At 65.7% G+C, this 15688-nt stretch carries 15 protein-coding genes; 3 read left to right on the top strand and 12 right to left on the bottom strand.

Annotated features, from left to right (window positions below; translation table 11 throughout):
* The first annotated feature begins 323 nt into the window (after nucleotides 1-323).
* Complete coding sequence (locus AZKH_RS13755; RefSeq protein ID WP_015436392.1) at nucleotides 324-902, top strand: hypothetical protein; 579 nt, start codon at nucleotides 324-326, stop codon at nucleotides 900-902.
* Nucleotides 903-925: 23 nt separating this feature from the next.
* Nucleotides 926-1102 carry a CsbD family protein gene (locus AZKH_RS13750; RefSeq protein ID WP_015436391.1) on the top strand — a complete coding sequence of 59 codons (177 nt, stop codon included), beginning with the start codon at nucleotides 926-928 and terminating at the stop codon, nucleotides 1100-1102.
* Between the two features lie 87 nt (nucleotides 1103-1189).
* Here AZKH_RS13750 and AZKH_RS13745 read toward each other — a convergent pair whose 3' ends face one another.
* The 10 genes from AZKH_RS13745 to AZKH_RS13700 all read right to left on the bottom strand — a co-directional run bounded on the left by AZKH_RS13745 (nucleotide 1190) and on the right by AZKH_RS13700 (nucleotide 8918).
* On the bottom strand, nucleotides 1190-1855 hold the full coding sequence (locus tag AZKH_RS13745; RefSeq protein WP_015436390.1) for a phosphoribosyltransferase: 666 nt from the start codon (nucleotides 1853-1855) through the stop codon (nucleotides 1190-1192).
* A 130-nt stretch (nucleotides 1856-1985) separates the two neighbouring features.
* Nucleotides 1986-2444 (bottom strand): DoxX family protein, encoded by a 459-nt coding sequence (locus tag AZKH_RS13740; protein WP_015436389.1) that lies wholly within the window; start codon nucleotides 2442-2444, stop codon nucleotides 1986-1988.
* Nucleotides 2445-2586: 142 nt separating this feature from the next.
* Nucleotides 2587-3126: a TPM domain-containing protein gene (locus AZKH_RS13735; protein ID WP_015436388.1), complete on the bottom strand. Its 540-nt coding sequence runs from the start codon at nucleotides 3124-3126 to the stop codon at nucleotides 2587-2589.
* 29 nt (nucleotides 3127-3155) lie between these two features.
* A complete protein-coding gene (locus AZKH_RS13730) occupies nucleotides 3156-4088 on the bottom strand; it encodes a YgcG family protein (protein WP_156822245.1) in 933 nt (310 codons plus the stop codon).
* Nucleotides 4089-4119: 31 nt separating this feature from the next.
* Nucleotides 4120-4737, bottom strand: coding sequence for a LemA family protein (locus AZKH_RS13725; RefSeq protein ID WP_015436386.1), 618 nt, complete (start codon nucleotides 4735-4737; stop codon nucleotides 4120-4122).
* A 100-nt stretch (nucleotides 4738-4837) separates the two neighbouring features.
* Nucleotides 4838-5131, bottom strand: coding sequence for a GYD domain-containing protein (locus AZKH_RS13720; protein ID WP_015436385.1), 294 nt, complete (start codon nucleotides 5129-5131; stop codon nucleotides 4838-4840).
* 246 nt (nucleotides 5132-5377) lie between these two features.
* Nucleotides 5378-6037, bottom strand: coding sequence for a peroxiredoxin (locus AZKH_RS13715; RefSeq protein WP_015436384.1), 660 nt, complete (start codon nucleotides 6035-6037; stop codon nucleotides 5378-5380).
* Nucleotides 6038-6096: 59 nt separating this feature from the next.
* On the bottom strand, nucleotides 6097-7035 hold the full coding sequence (locus tag AZKH_RS13710; protein WP_015436383.1) for a PLP-dependent cysteine synthase family protein: 939 nt from the start codon (nucleotides 7033-7035) through the stop codon (nucleotides 6097-6099).
* 18 nt (nucleotides 7036-7053) lie between these two features.
* A complete protein-coding gene (gene moeB, locus AZKH_RS13705) occupies nucleotides 7054-8505 on the bottom strand; it encodes a molybdopterin-synthase adenylyltransferase MoeB (RefSeq protein ID WP_015436382.1) in 1452 nt (483 codons plus the stop codon).
* Nucleotides 8502-8918 carry a Mov34/MPN/PAD-1 family protein gene (locus AZKH_RS13700; RefSeq protein ID WP_015436381.1) on the bottom strand — a complete coding sequence of 139 codons (417 nt, stop codon included), beginning with the start codon at nucleotides 8916-8918 and terminating at the stop codon, nucleotides 8502-8504. The genes moeB and AZKH_RS13700 overlap by 4 nt, the downstream gene beginning before the upstream one ends.
* A gap of 207 nt (nucleotides 8919-9125) precedes the next feature.
* Between AZKH_RS13700 and AZKH_RS13695 the strand changes: the two genes are divergently transcribed.
* Entirely contained in the window at nucleotides 9126-11372 is a 2247-nt protein-coding gene (locus AZKH_RS13695; protein ID WP_015436380.1) for a DUF6351 family protein, read from the top strand.
* Nucleotides 11373-11399: 27 nt separating this feature from the next.
* On the opposite strand, the gene mfd is transcribed toward AZKH_RS13695, so the two are convergent.
* Nucleotides 11400-14858 carry a transcription-repair coupling factor gene (mfd, locus tag AZKH_RS13690; protein WP_041657326.1) on the bottom strand — a complete coding sequence of 1153 codons (3459 nt, stop codon included), beginning with the start codon at nucleotides 14856-14858 and terminating at the stop codon, nucleotides 11400-11402.
* Between the two features lie 51 nt (nucleotides 14859-14909).
* Nucleotides 14910-15662: a phosphoribosyltransferase gene (locus AZKH_RS13685; protein ID WP_015436378.1), complete on the bottom strand. Its 753-nt coding sequence runs from the start codon at nucleotides 15660-15662 to the stop codon at nucleotides 14910-14912.
* Nucleotides 15663-15688 lie beyond the last annotated feature (26 nt).

The following is a 15688-nucleotide window of genomic DNA, read 5'->3' as shown; positions in this document are numbered from 1 at the left end:
ACTTTGTCGATGGAATGGCTGACGTTGGTGGTTCTTCTTCGTATTCCCGTGAACGACCTGCGGCGAAAGTCGTGACGCGACGAGCAGCCTACCCGCCCGACCGATAATTTTGTGAGAAATATTAACTGATTCGATGACGACCCAAGTGAAATTACGTAGGGCTAAAGAAATAGTGTGGCGGAATGCGGGTCTCGCTGCTGCAGTCCCCGGGGTCGGCACCTTCCGGGAACGTGCATTGCTCCTTCGTCCGGCAGGCAGGGGCGTCCCGGTTGCCACCGCATACGCTCCTTCGCCATCCCCGAGTCGTTACACGGAGGAACGAAATGAAAACACGCACGATTAACGCAATTGCGATCGCACTTGGTCTCACGTTCAGCACCGCATCAATGGCGGCGGCAATGACCAGAACCGAGTATTCAGCCGAGAAGGACAGAATCGAGAAGGACTACAAGGCGGACAAGGTGGCATGCGACTCCATGTCCGGGAACAAGAAAGACATCTGTGTCGCCGAGGCCAAAGGCAAGGAGAAGGTCGCGAAGGCGGAACTCGAGGCGAACTACAAGCCCAGCGACAAACATCGCTACGACGCTCGCGTCGCCAAGGCGGAGGCCGACTATGACGTCGCGAAGGAGCGTTGCGACGACATGAGCGGCAATGCAAAGGACGTTTGCGTGAAGGAGGCCAAGGCGGCGCTCACTTCCGCGAAGGCCGATGCAAAGGTGCAGGAGAAGACGACGGAAGCAAGGAAGGAAGCGGGCAAGGAGACCGCTGAGGCGCGCAAGGATGCCGCGGAGGACAAGCGCGACGCGGAATACAAGGTCGCCAAGGAGAAGTGCGACGCGTTGAGTGGTGATGCCAAGGATGCGTGCCAGGCGAAGGCCAAGGCGCAATACGGCAAGTAAGTGGTCAATCGCAGGAGAAGATCATGAACAAGAATCAAGTCAAAGGCCGTGTGGAAGAGGCAAAAGGCAAGCTGAAGGAAGAGGCGGGCAAGATCGTCGGCAACAAGAAGCTCGAACAGGAAGGCAAGGTGCAGAAGATCGGCGGCAAAGTGCAGGGGCGGATCGGGGATCTGGAGGAAGACATCAAGGATGCGCTTTGAAGGATGGATCGCGCGGACCGGGTTTGCCACCTACCGTACAGAATCTACACGGGCCGGGTAAAACTGCCATCAGGAGAAAACTGCCCCTTAGTTCCTGTGCGGGACATCGCGCCGTTGCCGATCGCGTTCGTAACGGCGCAATGTGTCCAACGCCTCCTCGTCCTCGACCTGCTCGAAGTTCCAGTAGTAGCCGCCGACCGCGCCGAGGTAGGTCGGTGTGACCACGCACTCGACACGGTCGCAGTGGCGTTGGAGCGTCTGGGCGGTGTCGGGAGGTGATACCGGAACCGCAGCGATCAATTCGAGTGGCTTGCGCGCGCGGATGACATGCAGGGCGGCGAGCATCGTCGCGCCCGTCGCAATGCCGTCGTCGGTGACGATCACGCTGCGGCCTGCAATCTCCGCGGCAGGTTTCACCGCACGGAACATCGCGCGCCGCCGCTCGATCTCGGCGAGTTGCTGGGCGCGCTCCTCGGCGAGGTAGGCGTCGCAGACCCCCCTGACGTCCCGGGCGAAGTCGGCGAGATATTCGGAACCGTCTTCGCCGACTGCGCCGATCGCGAGCTCCGGCTGCCAGGGCGCGCGCAGCTTGCGGGCGAGGACGACGTCGAGTTCGGCATCCAGTTCGCGGGCGAGGGCGGCGCCGGTGACGACACCGCCGCGCGGGATTGCCAGCACGAGGGGGCGGGTCAGCGCCTGCCCCCGGAAAAGTTCGGCCAACTGCCGCCCTGCATCTTCACGATCCCTGAACACGGTGGCCTCCTGGCCCGCGCTTCGGCCGCGGGCGTCCGCTATTCCTGTGAAATATGGCGGAATCGGACGGAAAGGCAAGGAGGAACACGTTCGCCGGGAAGCCTCTGACGCTCCCCGGCAGGTCGGCCGCTCAGTTGCGGGATTCCTTACGTCCGCCCGCGACTGCGCGGTCGAAGGAGTAGCTGCCGCCGCCGCTGATCACCAGTGCGATCGATACCGCGAGCAGTGCGAGGCCGAATTCGTAACCCTTGTTCGCGATGAAGAGGCCGTTTCCGATATGCACGCTGAGGATCGCGATCAGCATCGTGAAGGACAGCACCGCTCCCGCGGGACGAACCAGCAGGCCCAGCAGCAGCGCCAGACCGCCGAAGAACTCCGCGCTGCCGGACAATAGCGCCATCAGGTAGCCCGGCGCGAGCCCGATCGATTCCATCCACTGTCCGGTGCCGGCGAGGCCGTAGCCGCCGAACCAGCCGAAGAGCTTCTGCGCGCCGTGTGCGATGAAGATGATGCCGACAGGGATGCGCAGCGCGAGAGCGGCGAGGCCGGCGTCGGTGGAAAGGATGCGTTGGGTGAGTGTGTTGCTCATGATCGTTCTCCGTTTGAAGACTCAGGAAGCTTGCGTCGTGAGTGCATCTTAGGAAGAACGCGTGGGTAGAAAAAGCGGCGAATCGTGATTACATTGTTGCTTTCTGGGCAACAAAAAAGCGAGAACGGAACGGTGCCGCCGATCAGCGGATCACCGGTTCGTCCGGCAGCTGGTTGTCGCGTCGGTGGTCGGCGCGGCCCTCGGCACTGACCGGGAAATGTGCCGTCAGGCAGCGGGTGACCGATTCGATGGCGCGATGCAGCCCTGCCTCGTGGCGAGCCTCGCGGAAATCTTCGGCGAGCGTGTGCAGCATCGCCGCCCATTCGCTGGCGGGGACGCGCTGCGCGAGCCCGCGATCCGCGACGATTTCGACGCGCCGCTCCGCGAGCTGGAGGTAGATCAGCACGCCGTTGTTGAGCTCGGTATCCCACACCCGCAGTTTGCCGAAGACGGAAAGCGCGCGTTCGTGCACCACGTCGTCGATCGGCAGGTGGAGCCGCAAGTGGCGCCATAGGTAGCTCAGCGGCAGGCTCGCTTCGACGCAGAGGCAGATTTCGCCGGTGTGTCGCGCTTCGCTTTCGCGCACCTGCTCTTCGAGGCGCTTGAGCGCGCCAGGACCGAGCGCACGGTGCGCATCGTCGGCATCAAGCCACAGGTGGCGCATGATTCGGAGCAGCATCATGTCTGGAGAGTCCTCAGTCCGAGCGCGTTTCACCATCGTCCGGAGGCGCCGCCCCCGCCGAAACTGCCGCCGCCTCCGGAGCTGAAGCCCCCGCCGCCGCTGCCGCCGAAGGGACCGCGGCCGCCGCCGAAGATGATCGGACCGCCGAAGCCGCCTCCGCGCCCGCCACGCCCACCGCCTCCGACGCCCAGCACGAGCACGAAGATGAAGGCCAACACCGCGGCGCCGATCGACAGCAGCAGGCTGCCGATCAGCAGTTTCACGAGCACGCCGGCGAGTCCGCCGGTCGCGAGGGCGCCGAGTTTGCGTCCGAACATGCCCACCAGCACCGCTCCGGCAATCGGCACGCCCCCGAAGAGGAATATCGCGAGATCCCCCACCGCGCCTGCGCCCTTGGCCGGTCCCGCATCCGGCTCGGGTAGCTGCAGGTTTTCGCCGCGCACCCTCGCCATCAGCGCATCCACGCCGGCGTTGAGCCCGCCGGCGAAGTCTCCCTTGCGGAAGGCCGGCGTGATGGCGCGGTCGATGATGTGGAAAGCGGCCAGATCCGGGACGGCACCTTCGAGCGCTCGCGCGACCTCGATGCGGACGCGCCGGTCGTTGCGCGCGACGACGAGCAGCAGGCCGTCACCGACGTCGCGTCGGCCGATCTTCCATTCCGACGCGACGCGGTAAGCGTAGGCCGCGACGTCCTCGGGTGCCGTTGTGCCGACGATCAATACGACGATCTGTGTGCCGCGTTCCTTTTCGAACGCCGCAAGCTTCGATTCGAGGGCGGCGAGGTCGCCGCCGGAGAGTGTGCCCGTCTGGTCGATGACGCGGGCGCTCAAGGGCGGAATGGGCTGCACCGACTGCGCGGCGGAGAACCCCGCCGCCAGCAGCACCGCCATGGCGACGACGAAGCGCGCCATCGCCTGAACGAAGGCAGTCGCGCGAGTCGCGGCCGGGCGGGGAAGGGGCATCATTCGTATGCGCTGCAGGCGTTTCCGGCGATCACCGTTTCTGCGAGGTGCCGAAATCGACGGTCGGCGGGCGGGAGATTTCCTGTTCGTTCGTGACCGTGAAGCCCGCCTTCGGCTGATAACTGAAGATCTTCGCCGTCAGGTTGGTCGGAAAGCTCCGGGCGAGGACGTTGTATTCCTGCACGGCCTTGATGTAGCTGTTGCGGGCGACCGTGATGCGGTTTTCGGTCCCTTCGAGCTGCACGCGCAGGTCCTGGTAGGCCTGGTTGGCCTTGAGGTTGGGGTAGTTTTCGGCGACTGCCAGCAGCCGCGACAAGGCACCCCCGAGCTGGGCCTGGGCCTGCTGGAAGCGCTCCATCGCCTGCGGATCGTTGAGCATCTCGGGCGTGACCTGGATCGAGGTCGCCTTGGCGCGCGCCTCGATCACGCGGGTCAGCGTTTCCTGTTCGAAGCTCGCCTCGCCCTTCACCGTCGCGACGAGGTTGGGGATCAGGTCGGCACGCCGCTGGTACTGGTTCAGCACCTCGGCCCAGGCGGCCTTGCTCTGTTCGTCGAGACGCTGGAAATCGTTGTAGCCGCAGCCGGTCAGGCTGAATGCGGCGATGAGGGCAACGAGGGCGGGAAAGCGGCGGAAAATGGACTGAAGCATTATCTGGCATCCTCCTGGCGCGGGGGCGCGGCCCGCCGGGACGACGGACTCGCCAATGTCATGATAATGCTCCTTTCCCGATTTGTCCCGGATTCACTGCTTACGGCAGCGAGCTGATGATCGCGCTCATTTCTTTCTCGGTGAAGGCGCGCAGGGTCGTCGAACGCACATTGCCCTGCATTCCCAGGGCGAGTCCGGCGCGGGTCGCGGCTTCGTCGTCGGGCGCTTCGAGCGTCGCCACGACGTCATACTGGCCGAGCGTCCAGGATATGTCGGTCATGCGCACGCCGAACGCTTCGAAAGCGTGGCGGGCCGCCGCGGCGCGCTTGACGGTGTCCTTCACGTTGCGGACGCCTTGTTCCGTCCAATTCAGCAATACGACGTATTTGGCCATGTCGGTCTCCTAACGCGGACGTGGTTCGGAGCCGTTCCCCGGGGTGGTCCGCGACGGGGGAAACGGAGTGCCCCCAGCGGGCGGCAGAGAGTGAAGACGACAGCGGACCCAAAAGAGGACCGCCGCGCCTGAGCGACAGATCATTCGCGGCGCGGCCGGGGGCAGGACAACCCGATGAGGAATTGCTTTTGGTATAGCACTATCCCCGGTCACGGCAAGCGCTGATTCCGGGGAAAGTGAAACAGCTTACTTAGGCTGCGGCACGATCCGCATGTAGGGCTTGGGCGCCCGCCAACCGTCTGGGAAGCGGGTCCTCGCTTCTTCGTCGGAAACGGCCGGGACGATGATCACGTCCTCGCCGGGCTTCCAGTTCACCGGGGTGGCGACCTTGTGCTTGGCCGTGAGCTGGATCGAGTCGAGCACGCGCAGCACTTCGTCGAAGTTGCGGCCGGTGCTCATCGGGTAGGTCAGCATCAGCTTGATCTTCTTGTCCGGGCCGATGACGAACACTGACCGCACCGTCATGTTGTCCGCGGCGGTGCGTTCCTTCGCGGTCCCGGTGGCGTTCGGATGGATCATGTCGTAGAGCTTCGCGACCTTCAGATCCGGGTCGCCGATCATCGGGTAGTTGACGCGATGGCCCTGCGTTTCTTCGATGTCCTTCGACCAACGTTCGTGGTCGGCGACGCTATCGACGCTCAAGCCGATGATCTTGGTGTTGCGCTTGGCGAACTCGGCCTGCAGTCCCGCCATGTAGCCCAGCTCCGTGGTGCATACGGGGGTAAAGTCCTTCGGGTGCGAGAACAATATCGCCCAGCCGTCCCCGATCCATTCGTGGAAATTGATGGTTCCCTGCGTCGTTGCGGCGGAGAAGTCCGGTGCCTCGTCGCCTAGTCTCAGTGCCATGTCACACCTCCATGCTGTTGAAGCTCCCTGTCGTCGTCCCGTTCTGCGGTCTCCCGTCTTTACGTCCCCTGGCCGGACCACAGGCCGGTCGAGACGTAGCGTTCGCCGGTGTCCGGCAATATTGTCGCGATGTTGTGCAAGCCATCTTCTATTGCGACGCGGCAGGCCGCGTGTACGAGCGCGCCGGAGGACGGACCCACGAACAGGCCCGCCCGCGCAAGCAGGCGGCACATCGGGATCGCGTCTTCCATCCGCACCGCCACGCGGCGGTCGATCAGCGTTTCGTCGAGGATCGCCGGCACCATGTCGCCCGGATGCCCGAGCGGCTTGAGTCCCTCGATCCCGGGGAATTCGTCGGGGATCGCCACGACGACGCGCGTTTGCGGGTTGGCCTCCTTCATCCGGCGGCCGACGCCGGTGAGCGTGCCGCCGGTGCCGATCCCGCCGACGAAAGCGTCCGGCGCGCGCCCGGTGATTGCGGCGATACCGCGCAGCAATTGGACGCCCGTCGTTTCGTAATGCGCGCGCCAATTCTCCGGATTCGAATACTGATCACAGTACCAATAGCAATCGGGGCGTTCGCGCGCAAGGCGCCGTGCTTCGCTGACGGCGAAGTCGTAGCCTTCGATGGGATCGGTTAGGATCAGCTCGGCCCCGCTCGCGCGGATGCGGTCGATGCGTTCGCGGCTGGCATTGCCGGGCACGACGAGGGTCACCGGTATGCCCATCGCGGCGCCGAAGAGCGCGTACGAGATGCCGGCGTTGCCGGACGAGGAGTCCAGCAGCCGGCGGCCGCCGTCGAGGTGGCCCGCCTGGATCCCTTTGAGGAGCATGCGCGCGACCGGTCGGTCCTTGATCGAACCGCCCGGATTGACGCCCTCCACGGTTGCAAAGAGCCTGCAGTGGGGGGCGATGTCGCAGATCGCCGTGATCTCCACCAGCGGGACGCGTCCGACGGCGGAGAGAAGAGGGGATTCGCGCACGGGCATCGCGGCCATGTCCGTCTCCTCGCGGCTTCATGCTGCCGTTGCGCAGAACGCTTCATAGTCGACGTAGCCGGGGAAGGGGCGGCCTTCGGCGCACATCGGGCAATCGGGATTGGCTGCGAGGCGGAATTCGTCGAAGCGTGCGTGTAACGCGTCGTAATGCAGCAGCCGCCCCACCAGCGGATCGCCTAGTCCGAGCAGCAGCTTGATCGTTTCGACCGCTTCCAGCATCCCGATGACGCCGGGGAGGACGCCCAGCACGCCGGCGTCAGCGCAGGACGGCGCGAACTCGGGCGGCGGCGGTTCCGGATACAGGCAGCGGTAGCACGGCCCGCGGCGTTCGGGGTAGTAGGGCCAGAAGACCGACACCTGGCCTTCGAAGCGGTACACGGAGCCATGCACGCAGGGGATTCTCAGGTGCACGCAGGCGTCGTTTACGAGGTAGCGCGTCGGGAAGTTGTCCGATCCGTCGACGACCACGTCGTAGCCGTCGAGGATGCGCTCGACGTTGGCGGACGTGAGGTGTTCGAAATAGGGCGTGACGGTCACCGAGGGGTTGAGGTCCTGCAGCGTGCGCCGCGCCGAGTCGACCTTGCGCTGGCCGATGCGTTCGTCATTGTGCAGCACCTGACGCTGCAGGTTGGATCGGTCGACGACGTCGTGGTCGACGATGCCAAGCGTGCCGACCCCCGCGGCGGCGAGGTACAACGCGGCGGGCGATCCGAGGCCGCCGGCCCCGATCAGCAGTACGCGGCTATCGAGCAGGCGACGCTGGCCGTCTTCACCCACCTCGGGCATCGTCAGGTGGCGGGCGTAACGCTCCCGTGCATGGGCGTCGAGGCCGCGAGGCGTCTCGAAGGGCAGCCCTTCGGCCTTCCAGCGCGAGAAGCCGCCCGCCACCGACGCCACATTGCGGTAGCCCATGCGTTGCAGCCCTTCGGCCGCGAACAGCGAACGCGTGCCGCCCCCGCACATCACGAGCAGCGGCCGTTCGGGGTCGGGGATGGCTTCTTCGACACGCAGTTCGAGAAAGCCCCGGCCGAGTCGATAGGCGCCGCGCGGACTGCCCTGCGCGATTTCATCGGCTTCGCGGACGTCGATCAGCGCAGCGCCTTCGGATTGCTGCGCAAACGCATCCCGCGGCCCGATTTCGGGGATGCTCGTCTTGAGTTCGGCGAGACGGCGTTCGCGGCCGGTGCCTGTGCCGCCAGCGACGGCCGGCACGATCGCAAGCACAGCGCCTTCGCCGGGCAGCGAGGCGGCGAGCCCGCCCAGATCGCGCACGTTTTCGGCGCCGAGATACACGTTCACGAAGGGGCGCAGACTGCCGTCGGCGGCATACACGCGCGTGAGGAGGCCTTCGTGCCGCCGCCCGAGCGCTTCGAGCGCCTCGCCGACCGTCGCGGCATTCACCTCGACCTCGTCGGCTCCGCCGGTGTATGTGCGCAAGGGCGTCGGGATGCGGATGATGACGCGGCTCATGGGAACATCTCCTCTTCGCTGAAAACCTCGCCGTCGAGCCGCCAGGAACGCAACTCGGTGGCGACGCCCGAATTCACCGAGACGATCGGGTATGACCATCCCGGCCATGCGAATTCGAGATCGGTTGCGGAAGGGCACGCCGGGTGATCCGGGTGGGAGTGCCACACGCCCACCACTTGCAATCCGCGCTCCACGGCGGCCCTCTCGGCTCCAAGATAGTCCTGCGGCTCGATCAGGAAACGGTCGGCGGTCCGGTCCGGGTGGACGTTGCGTGTTTCATGCAAATCGCACACGGCGACCGTGTCAGCCTCCTGCCTGCCGAGCAGCAGTCCGCACACTTCCTCCGGATAGCCCTTCTGCGCCAAGGTCAGAATCCTGTCGCGCAGCCGGGCGGGCAGATGCAGCGCCGCCATCGACGATCCTCCCGGTCGGGAATGCGCCAAAATCGCACCATTTCCGTCCTTATTAGAACCGGCGCAGAGTCCCGGAGTTCGACGTTATCGCGCTCTCGTGACAAATTCCCGTTCCGGCCTCAAACGGGTCTTCACTTCGCCCGCCGGCCGATCGGCCTTGAGCTATACATCAGTTATTGGCGCCCCCGCCCGTCAGGAGCTGCGTCGATGTCGAACATGGCGAGAACGCGAAGGCTCTGGTCCGGTGTCCTGGTCGGGCAGCTGCTGCTTGGGCTGTTGTGTTCCGAGGCGGCCGGTTTCTGGGAGGACGAAGACGGGCGGGTAACGGGATTGCCGCCGGGTTTCGACGCCCGCGCGCATGCCGACCCCTATCGGGGTCCGCATCCGTCGCAACTGAAACGGCCGGCCGAAACCTTCCGCTTTCCAATCCGCGTGGGCGAAGTCGGGCCTGATGAGGCGCTGTTTGCGGGGCCGAAACAATATCCCTTCATCTGCGACACCGAGGCCTCCGGGCTCGGGCAGCCGCTGGTCGACAACTTGGCGGGCATCGGCACGCGGGTCGACCAGGAGGCCGATCGCGAGAAGGAATTGCCGGAGGCGCACGGCTACAGCAAGGACTGCCTCGCGCCGACGAAGGCCTGGTACTACTACAAGCCGCGCGGAAAGGATCGTTTTTCACGATGGAACGACAAGGTGCGCGACGCCGAGCGCATCACCGTCAATGGGGTGCGCATCCCCTTCGTGGTCCGCGTCGAGATGGGGACGATCAACCGCTTCATCTACGTGCTCGTCGCGCTGCGCGGCGCACACGAATCGCTCGCGACGCCGACAGCGGATCGCTGGAATGGACGCCTGATCTACCAGTTCTATGGCGGCGTCGGGATCGGGCACCGGCAGGGCCGGGCCAACCTGAAGCGCGTCATCGCGGACCGCGAAAAACAGCTCGCGCAAGGCTACGCCGTCATCGCCTCGACCGGCACGACCACGGCCAATCACTACAACATGTGGTTGATCGAGGACACGGCGCTGCGCGTGAAGCGGCAGTTCGCAGCGCTGTATGGCGAGCCGGAATACACGGTCGGCGTCGGGGGGTCGGGTGGGGCGATCCAGCAGTACCTGCTCGCGCAGAATCATCCCGGTCTGCTCGACGCCGGCGTCGCGCAGTACGCCTACCCGGACATGATCACGCAGACCGTCCCGATCTTCGACTGCGAGTTGCTCGAGTACTACTTCGACGTTACCGACGGCGGGAACGCGCAATGGGCACGCGCCGAGAACCGCAGCATTATCGAGGGCCTCAACGCGAACAACGATTACTCGGCGTCCGGCGGCGTCTTCAAGATCCAGGCGACGACCCGGCTTTCGTACCTCGCGCGCGGCGAGTGGCGGCCTTCGCTCGAGGGGCAGACCGAATGCGCCGTTGCGTGGCGCGGCCTGACTCCGCTGGTGCTGAATCCGCTATTCACGAACTTTGAGAACCGCCTTTCCGAGTCGGTCTTCAAGCAAGGCCTGTGGAGCTATTACGAAGACCTGAAGCAGTTCTTCGGCACCGACAAGCAGGGCTACGCTCGCGTGCCCTGGGACAACGTCGGGGTGCAGTACGGCTTGCGTGCCCTGCAGGCGGGACGGATCGGGCCTGAGCAGTTCCTCCGCCTCAACGCGCGCGTCGGCAGCTGGAAAGCCCCATCCGAAATGCAGCCCGAACGCTTCTGGCTGGTCGACGGAGGCGGCAGCGATCTGCGCGATTTCTCGCCGTGGAGCGCGCACAACATGAATCTCGCCGGCGTGGCGGCTGCGCCGCGCTTCGAAGGCGACCGGCTTGCGATGGAAGCGGCCTACCGGTCGGGGCAGGTGTTCCTGGGGCAGCTCGACATGCCGGTGATCGACGTCCGCCATTACCTCGAGCCGGATCTGGACATGCACCACGAATCGGCATCATTCTCCACGCGCGAGCGGATCCTGGCCGCGGGCGGAAGCGTTGGAAACCAGTCGATCTGGGTCAGCGACAGCCACTACGATCCCACCCCGGAAGCCTTCGCTGCGATCGACAGCTGGTGGCGCGCGAAGCAGGCGGAACCGGAGCGAAGCTGGGCGGAACTGCGGCCGTCGTCGGCGAGCGACCGTTGCTTCGACCGCGAGGGCAAGGTGATGGCGAGCGGCGAGCACGTCTGGGACGGCGACTGGAACGGGCATCTCGCCGGCGCCTGTACGCGCGTCTATCCGATGTTCGCCAATTCGCGCATGGTGGCAGGCGAATCGATTGCCGGCGACCGTTTCAAGTGCGCGCTGCAGCCGGTTGCCGAAGCCATCGACTCGGGAGTCTATGCGCCGGTCGACATGCACCCCTACCGTGCGCGCCTGGAGCAGATCTTTCCGCAGGGGGTCTGCGACTACCGCCAGGGCGACGTGGCGCGCCCGGCGGATCTGCTGCAACGCGATGTCGTGACGCGCTGAGCGTCGCGACGATGCAATCTGCGACGATCAGGCTTTGACCGAGAGCAGCAACTCCTTCACGCCTTGGACGCGCAGCTTGATGTTCGGCTGGCTGGCCTTTCGGATCAGGCGGTCGGGACCGGCCATCTTGGTGTTCTTGTCCTTCTGGATCAGGAAGATAACCTTGGTCGGATCGATCGGTGGGTTGGGGCCGAACTGGATCGTGATTTGCGACTCGCTGGCGTCGAGCTTCGCGACGCCGAACGGTTTGACGATCAGGCGCAGGCGGTGGGATTCGATGAGGGCCTGGGTCTGCTGCGGCAGTTCGCCGAAGCGGTCGATGAGCTCTTCCTGCAGCGCACGCAGGTCGTCGTCGGAGTCGCAGTTCGCGAGGCGTTTGTAGAGCGTGAGGCGTTCCTGCACATCGGGGCAGTAGTCATTCGGCAGTAGCGCCGGGGTGTGCAGGTTGATCTCGGAGACGACTTCGAGCGGCTGGCTGAGGTCGGGCTCCTTGCCGGCCTGCAAGTCGCGGACCGCGCGCTTGAGCATCTCAGTGTAGAGGCTGAAGCCGACCTGCTGGATCTCGCCGGATTGGTTTTCGCCGAGCACTTCGCCGGCACCGCGGATTTCGAGGTCGTGCATCGCGAGGTAGAAGCCCGAGCCGAGCTCTTCCATCATCGTGATCGCTTCGAGGCGTTTCTGAGCCAGGGCCGTGGGCTTGGCGTGGGAGTCGGTGAGCAGGTAGGCGTAGGCCTGGTGGTGGCTGCGGCCAACGCGCCCGCGGAGCTGGTGCAACTGCGCGAGGCCGAAGCGGTCGGCGCGGTTGATGATGATCGTGTTGGCGGTCGGGATGTTGATGCCGGTTTCGATGATCGTCGTGCAGAGCAGCAGGTTGGCGCGCTGTTGCGTGAAGTCGCGCATCACGCGTTCGAGTTCGCGCTCGGGGAGCTGGCCGTGGCCGACGACGATGCGGGCCTCGGGAAGCAGCTCCGTGAGGTCGTTGCGGATGTTTTCGATCGTTTCGACTTCGTTGTGCAGGAAATACACCTGTCCGCCGCGCTTGAATTCGCGCAGCACGGCTTCGCGGACGATGCCCTTGCTCCAGCGTTGCACGAAGGTCTTGATCGCGAGGCGCTTCTGCGGGGCCGTGGCGATGACCGAGAACTCGCGCAGCCCTTCGAGGGCGAGGCCGAGCGTGCGCGGGATCGGCGTCGCGGTGAGGGTCAGGATGTCGATTTCGCTGCGCAGCGACTTCAGCGCTTCCTTCTGACGCACGCCGAAACGGTGTTCCTCGTCGATGATGACGAGGCCCAGGCGTTTGAATTGGACGTCCTTCTGCAGCAGGCGGTGCGTGCCGATGATGATGTCGACCTTGCCTTCGGCGAGCTGCTTGAGGGCCTCGGTCTGTTCCTTGGCGCTCTTGAAGCGCGAGAGCTCGGCGATGCGGATCGGGAAGTCGGCGAAGCGGTCGGCGAAGGTCTGGTAGTGCTGCTCGGCGAGCAGCGTCGTGGGGGTGAGCACGACGACCTGCTTGCCGTCCGCGACGGCGATGAAGGCGGCGCGCAGCGCGACTTCGGTCTTGCCGAAACCGACATCGCCGCAGACGAGCCGATCCATTGGCCGGCCGGATTTCATGTCGGCGATCACGGCGTCGATCGCGCCTTGCTGGTCGGGCGTGGTCTCGAAGCCGAAGCCTTCCGCGAAGGCGTCGAGGTCGTGCTGTTTGAAGTCGAAGCGGTGGCCGGGGCGGGCGGCGCGTTGGGCGTACAGGGCGAGGAGCTCGGCGGCAGTGTCGCGGACCTGCATCGCGGCCTTCTTCTTGGCCTTTTCCCATTGGCCGGAGCCGAGGCGGTGCAGTTCGACGGCTTCCGGGTCGGCGCCCGCGTAGCGGGTGATGACGTGGAGCTGGGCGACGGGGACGTAGAGTTTGTCGCCATTGGCGTATTCGAGATGCAGGAACTCGGTCTGGCCTTCGCCGAGGTCCATGTGGATCAAGCCGATGTAGCGGCCGATGCCGTGCGAGACGTGCACGACCGGGTCGCCGGGCTTGAGCTCGGAGAGATCGCGCAGCCAGCCTTCCATCGTCGCGGCCTTGCGCGTGTCCCGGCGTGCGCGAGTGCGGGCGGTGGCGGCGTAGAGCTCGGACTCCGTGACGATCGCGATCTTGGCATCCGGCAGCATGAAGCCGCCGACGAGCGGACCGACGCCGAGGGCGAGGGGCTCGGACGACTCCAGGAAACCGGCGAAGTCCGCGCTCGCAGCGGGCTTGAGACCGTACTCGGTGAAGAACTCCGACATCGTCTCGCGCCGGCCCGGAGCGTCGGCCAGCACGAGGACGCGGCCGCCCGCGCGAGCCCAGTCGCCCGCGAGGAAGTCCTTCAGGCCGTGCAGGGGATCGGTTGCCTTGCGTTCGACGGCAAGCGGCGGCAGCGGCTGCGCGATGGCATCGGAATCGCTCGCCGCGGCAGCTCCGATGTGGATGCGCGGATGGCTCTTGAGCGCCTCATAGAACGATTCCTGGCCGAGGAAGAGGACGTCCGGCGGCAGCACGGGACGGCTGCGGTCCCCCTTCAGGAAGTCGTGGCGCGAGCGCGTGTCGCGCCAGAATTCCTCGATCGCGGCGGGTACGTCGCGGTGCAGGACGACGACCGCGTCCTTCGGCAGATAGTCGAAGAGGGTCGCCGTCTCTTCGAAGAAAAGCGGCAGGTAGTACTCCACGCCCGCGGGCGCGATGCCGTTGGAGACGTCCTTGTAGAGCGACACGCGCGACGGGTCGCCTTCGAAGGTTTCGCGGAAGCGGCTGCGAAAGCGCGTGCGGCCGGCGTCGTCCATCGGGAATTCGCGCGCCGGCAGCATGCGGATTTCAGTCACCGGATAGACGGTGCGCTGCGTATCCGGGTCGAAGGTCTTGATGCTTTCGACTTCGTCGTCGAAGAGGTCGATGCGGAAGGGCAGCGTGGCGCCCATCGGGTAGAGGTCGACAAGGCCGCCGCGGACCGAGAACTCGCCGGGACTCACGACCTGGGTGACGTGCGTGTAGCCCGCGACCGCCATCTGGTTGCGCAGCTGTTCGACGTCGAGCTTCTCGCGCTGCTTGACGAAGAAGGTGTAGGCCGCGAGGAAGGAGGGCGGCGCCATCCGGTAGAGGGCCGTCGAGGCCGGCACGAGCACGACGTCCGCCTCGCCGCGACCGACGGCATAGAGCGTCGAGAGGCGCTCGGAGATCAGGTCCTGGTGCGGCGAGAATGTCTCGTAAGGCAGCGTTTCCCAGTCCGGCAGGAGATGGGTGCGCAACCCGGGCGCGAGCCAGGCAATCTCGTCCTGCAGCCGTTGGGCGTCGGGCGGATTCGCGGTGACGAGGAGCAGGGTGCGGCCGCGCGAGGCGAGTTGTGCGATGGCCAGTGCGTCGGCCGAGCCGGCGAGCGGCGGCAGGTCGAGGCGTACGCCGGGCTTGGGAAAGGCAAGGGCCGCAAGCTGCGGCAACAGCGGATCGAGTGCACGGGACATCGGCATGACGCGGCGCGGACCGCGGATTCAGGGGTTGCTCAAGGGGGCGGATTATAGGCGATCGGCGTCCGCGTCTTCGCCCGGCAGTGCAGTGGCGGTCGTCGAAGCTCCAGCACCGCCCACCGGCCGCTGGTCGTCGCCGACGGTGGCGTCCGGCAGAGGCATCGGGAGCTTTGCCGCTAGCCATTCGGCCGCGAGCGCGGCAAAACGTTCCAGCGGGCCGGTTTCGTCGAACTGCTCGCCGACTCCATCCACGTTTTGCCAATCATGCGCGCCGCGCAGATGCTCGTAGGCCTGACGGATCATTCCGATGTGAGGGTCGGCGCTGCCGACGATCATCCGGATCGGGATCGTCAGCGCGTTGAGCGGGGTCAGCCCTGCGAGATCAGGGCGGCCGGCGCGGCAGACGATCGCGGCGAATCGCTCGGGCGCCTTCCAGCCGGCGCGGATTGCAGCCCCGCTGGCCGTGCCCGACGCGACGAGTCCGATAGCGAGACCCGCGAGCGGGGGCTGGTGGAGGCACCATTCGCCGATCGCCAGAACCCGGTTCGCGAGCTGCGGGACGTTGAAACGCGCGTCCGGATCGCGAGATTCTTCGTAGCTGGTCAGCAAATTGATCAGCAGGGTCGCGAAGCCGGCTTCCTGCAATACATGCGCGACCTGCAATTCGCGCGAGTGAACGAAGGGGCTGCCTGCCGGACGCAGGATCGCAACCAATCCGCGAACCTCCGGCGAATGAGCGAGCTCCCCGTTGAGCCAGAGTTGCTCGTACGGGATGCTGATGTCGGTGGTGCGCAGTTTCACGTTGTTCTTGTCCGGGTGAAAGGGCG

The organism is Azoarcus sp. KH32C (genome assembly GCF_000349945.1).
Lineage (GTDB): Bacteria > Pseudomonadota > Gammaproteobacteria > Burkholderiales > Rhodocyclaceae > Aromatoleum.
This window is presented reverse-complemented; position numbering and strand designations above follow the sequence as displayed.

Coding starts and splice junctions, on each gene's coding strand:
- AZKH_RS13695 (WP_015436380.1), top strand. CDS start 9,126: ATGTCGAACATGGCGAGAACGCGAAGGCTCTGGTCCGGTGTCCTGGTC.
- moeB (WP_015436382.1), bottom strand. CDS start 8,505: ATGAGCCGCGTCATCATCCGCATCCCGACGCCCTTGCGCACATACACC.
- AZKH_RS13740 (WP_015436389.1), bottom strand. CDS start 2,444: ATGAGCAACACACTCACCCAACGCATCCTTTCCACCGACGCCGGCCTC.
- AZKH_RS13730 (WP_156822245.1), bottom strand. CDS start 4,088: ATGCCCCTTCCCCGCCCGGCCGCGACTCGCGCGACTGCCTTCGTTCAG.
- mfd (WP_041657326.1), bottom strand. CDS start 14,858: ATGTCCCGTGCACTCGATCCGCTGTTGCCGCAGCTTGCGGCCCTTGCC.
- AZKH_RS13735 (WP_015436388.1), bottom strand. CDS start 3,126: ATGATGCTGCTCCGAATCATGCGCCACCTGTGGCTTGATGCCGACGAT.
- AZKH_RS13715 (WP_015436384.1), bottom strand. CDS start 6,037: ATGGCACTGAGACTAGGCGACGAGGCACCGGACTTCTCCGCCGCAACG.
- AZKH_RS13725 (WP_015436386.1), bottom strand. CDS start 4,737: ATGCTTCAGTCCATTTTCCGCCGCTTTCCCGCCCTCGTTGCCCTCATC.
- AZKH_RS13700 (WP_015436381.1), bottom strand. CDS start 8,918: ATGGCGGCGCTGCATCTGCCCGCCCGGCTGCGCGACAGGATTCTGACC.
- AZKH_RS13755 (WP_015436392.1), top strand. CDS start 324: ATGAAAACACGCACGATTAACGCAATTGCGATCGCACTTGGTCTCACG.
- AZKH_RS13720 (WP_015436385.1), bottom strand. CDS start 5,131: ATGGCCAAATACGTCGTATTGCTGAATTGGACGGAACAAGGCGTCCGC.
- AZKH_RS13710 (WP_015436383.1), bottom strand. CDS start 7,035: ATGGCCGCGATGCCCGTGCGCGAATCCCCTCTTCTCTCCGCCGTCGGA.
- AZKH_RS13750 (WP_015436391.1), top strand. CDS start 926: ATGAACAAGAATCAAGTCAAAGGCCGTGTGGAAGAGGCAAAAGGCAAG.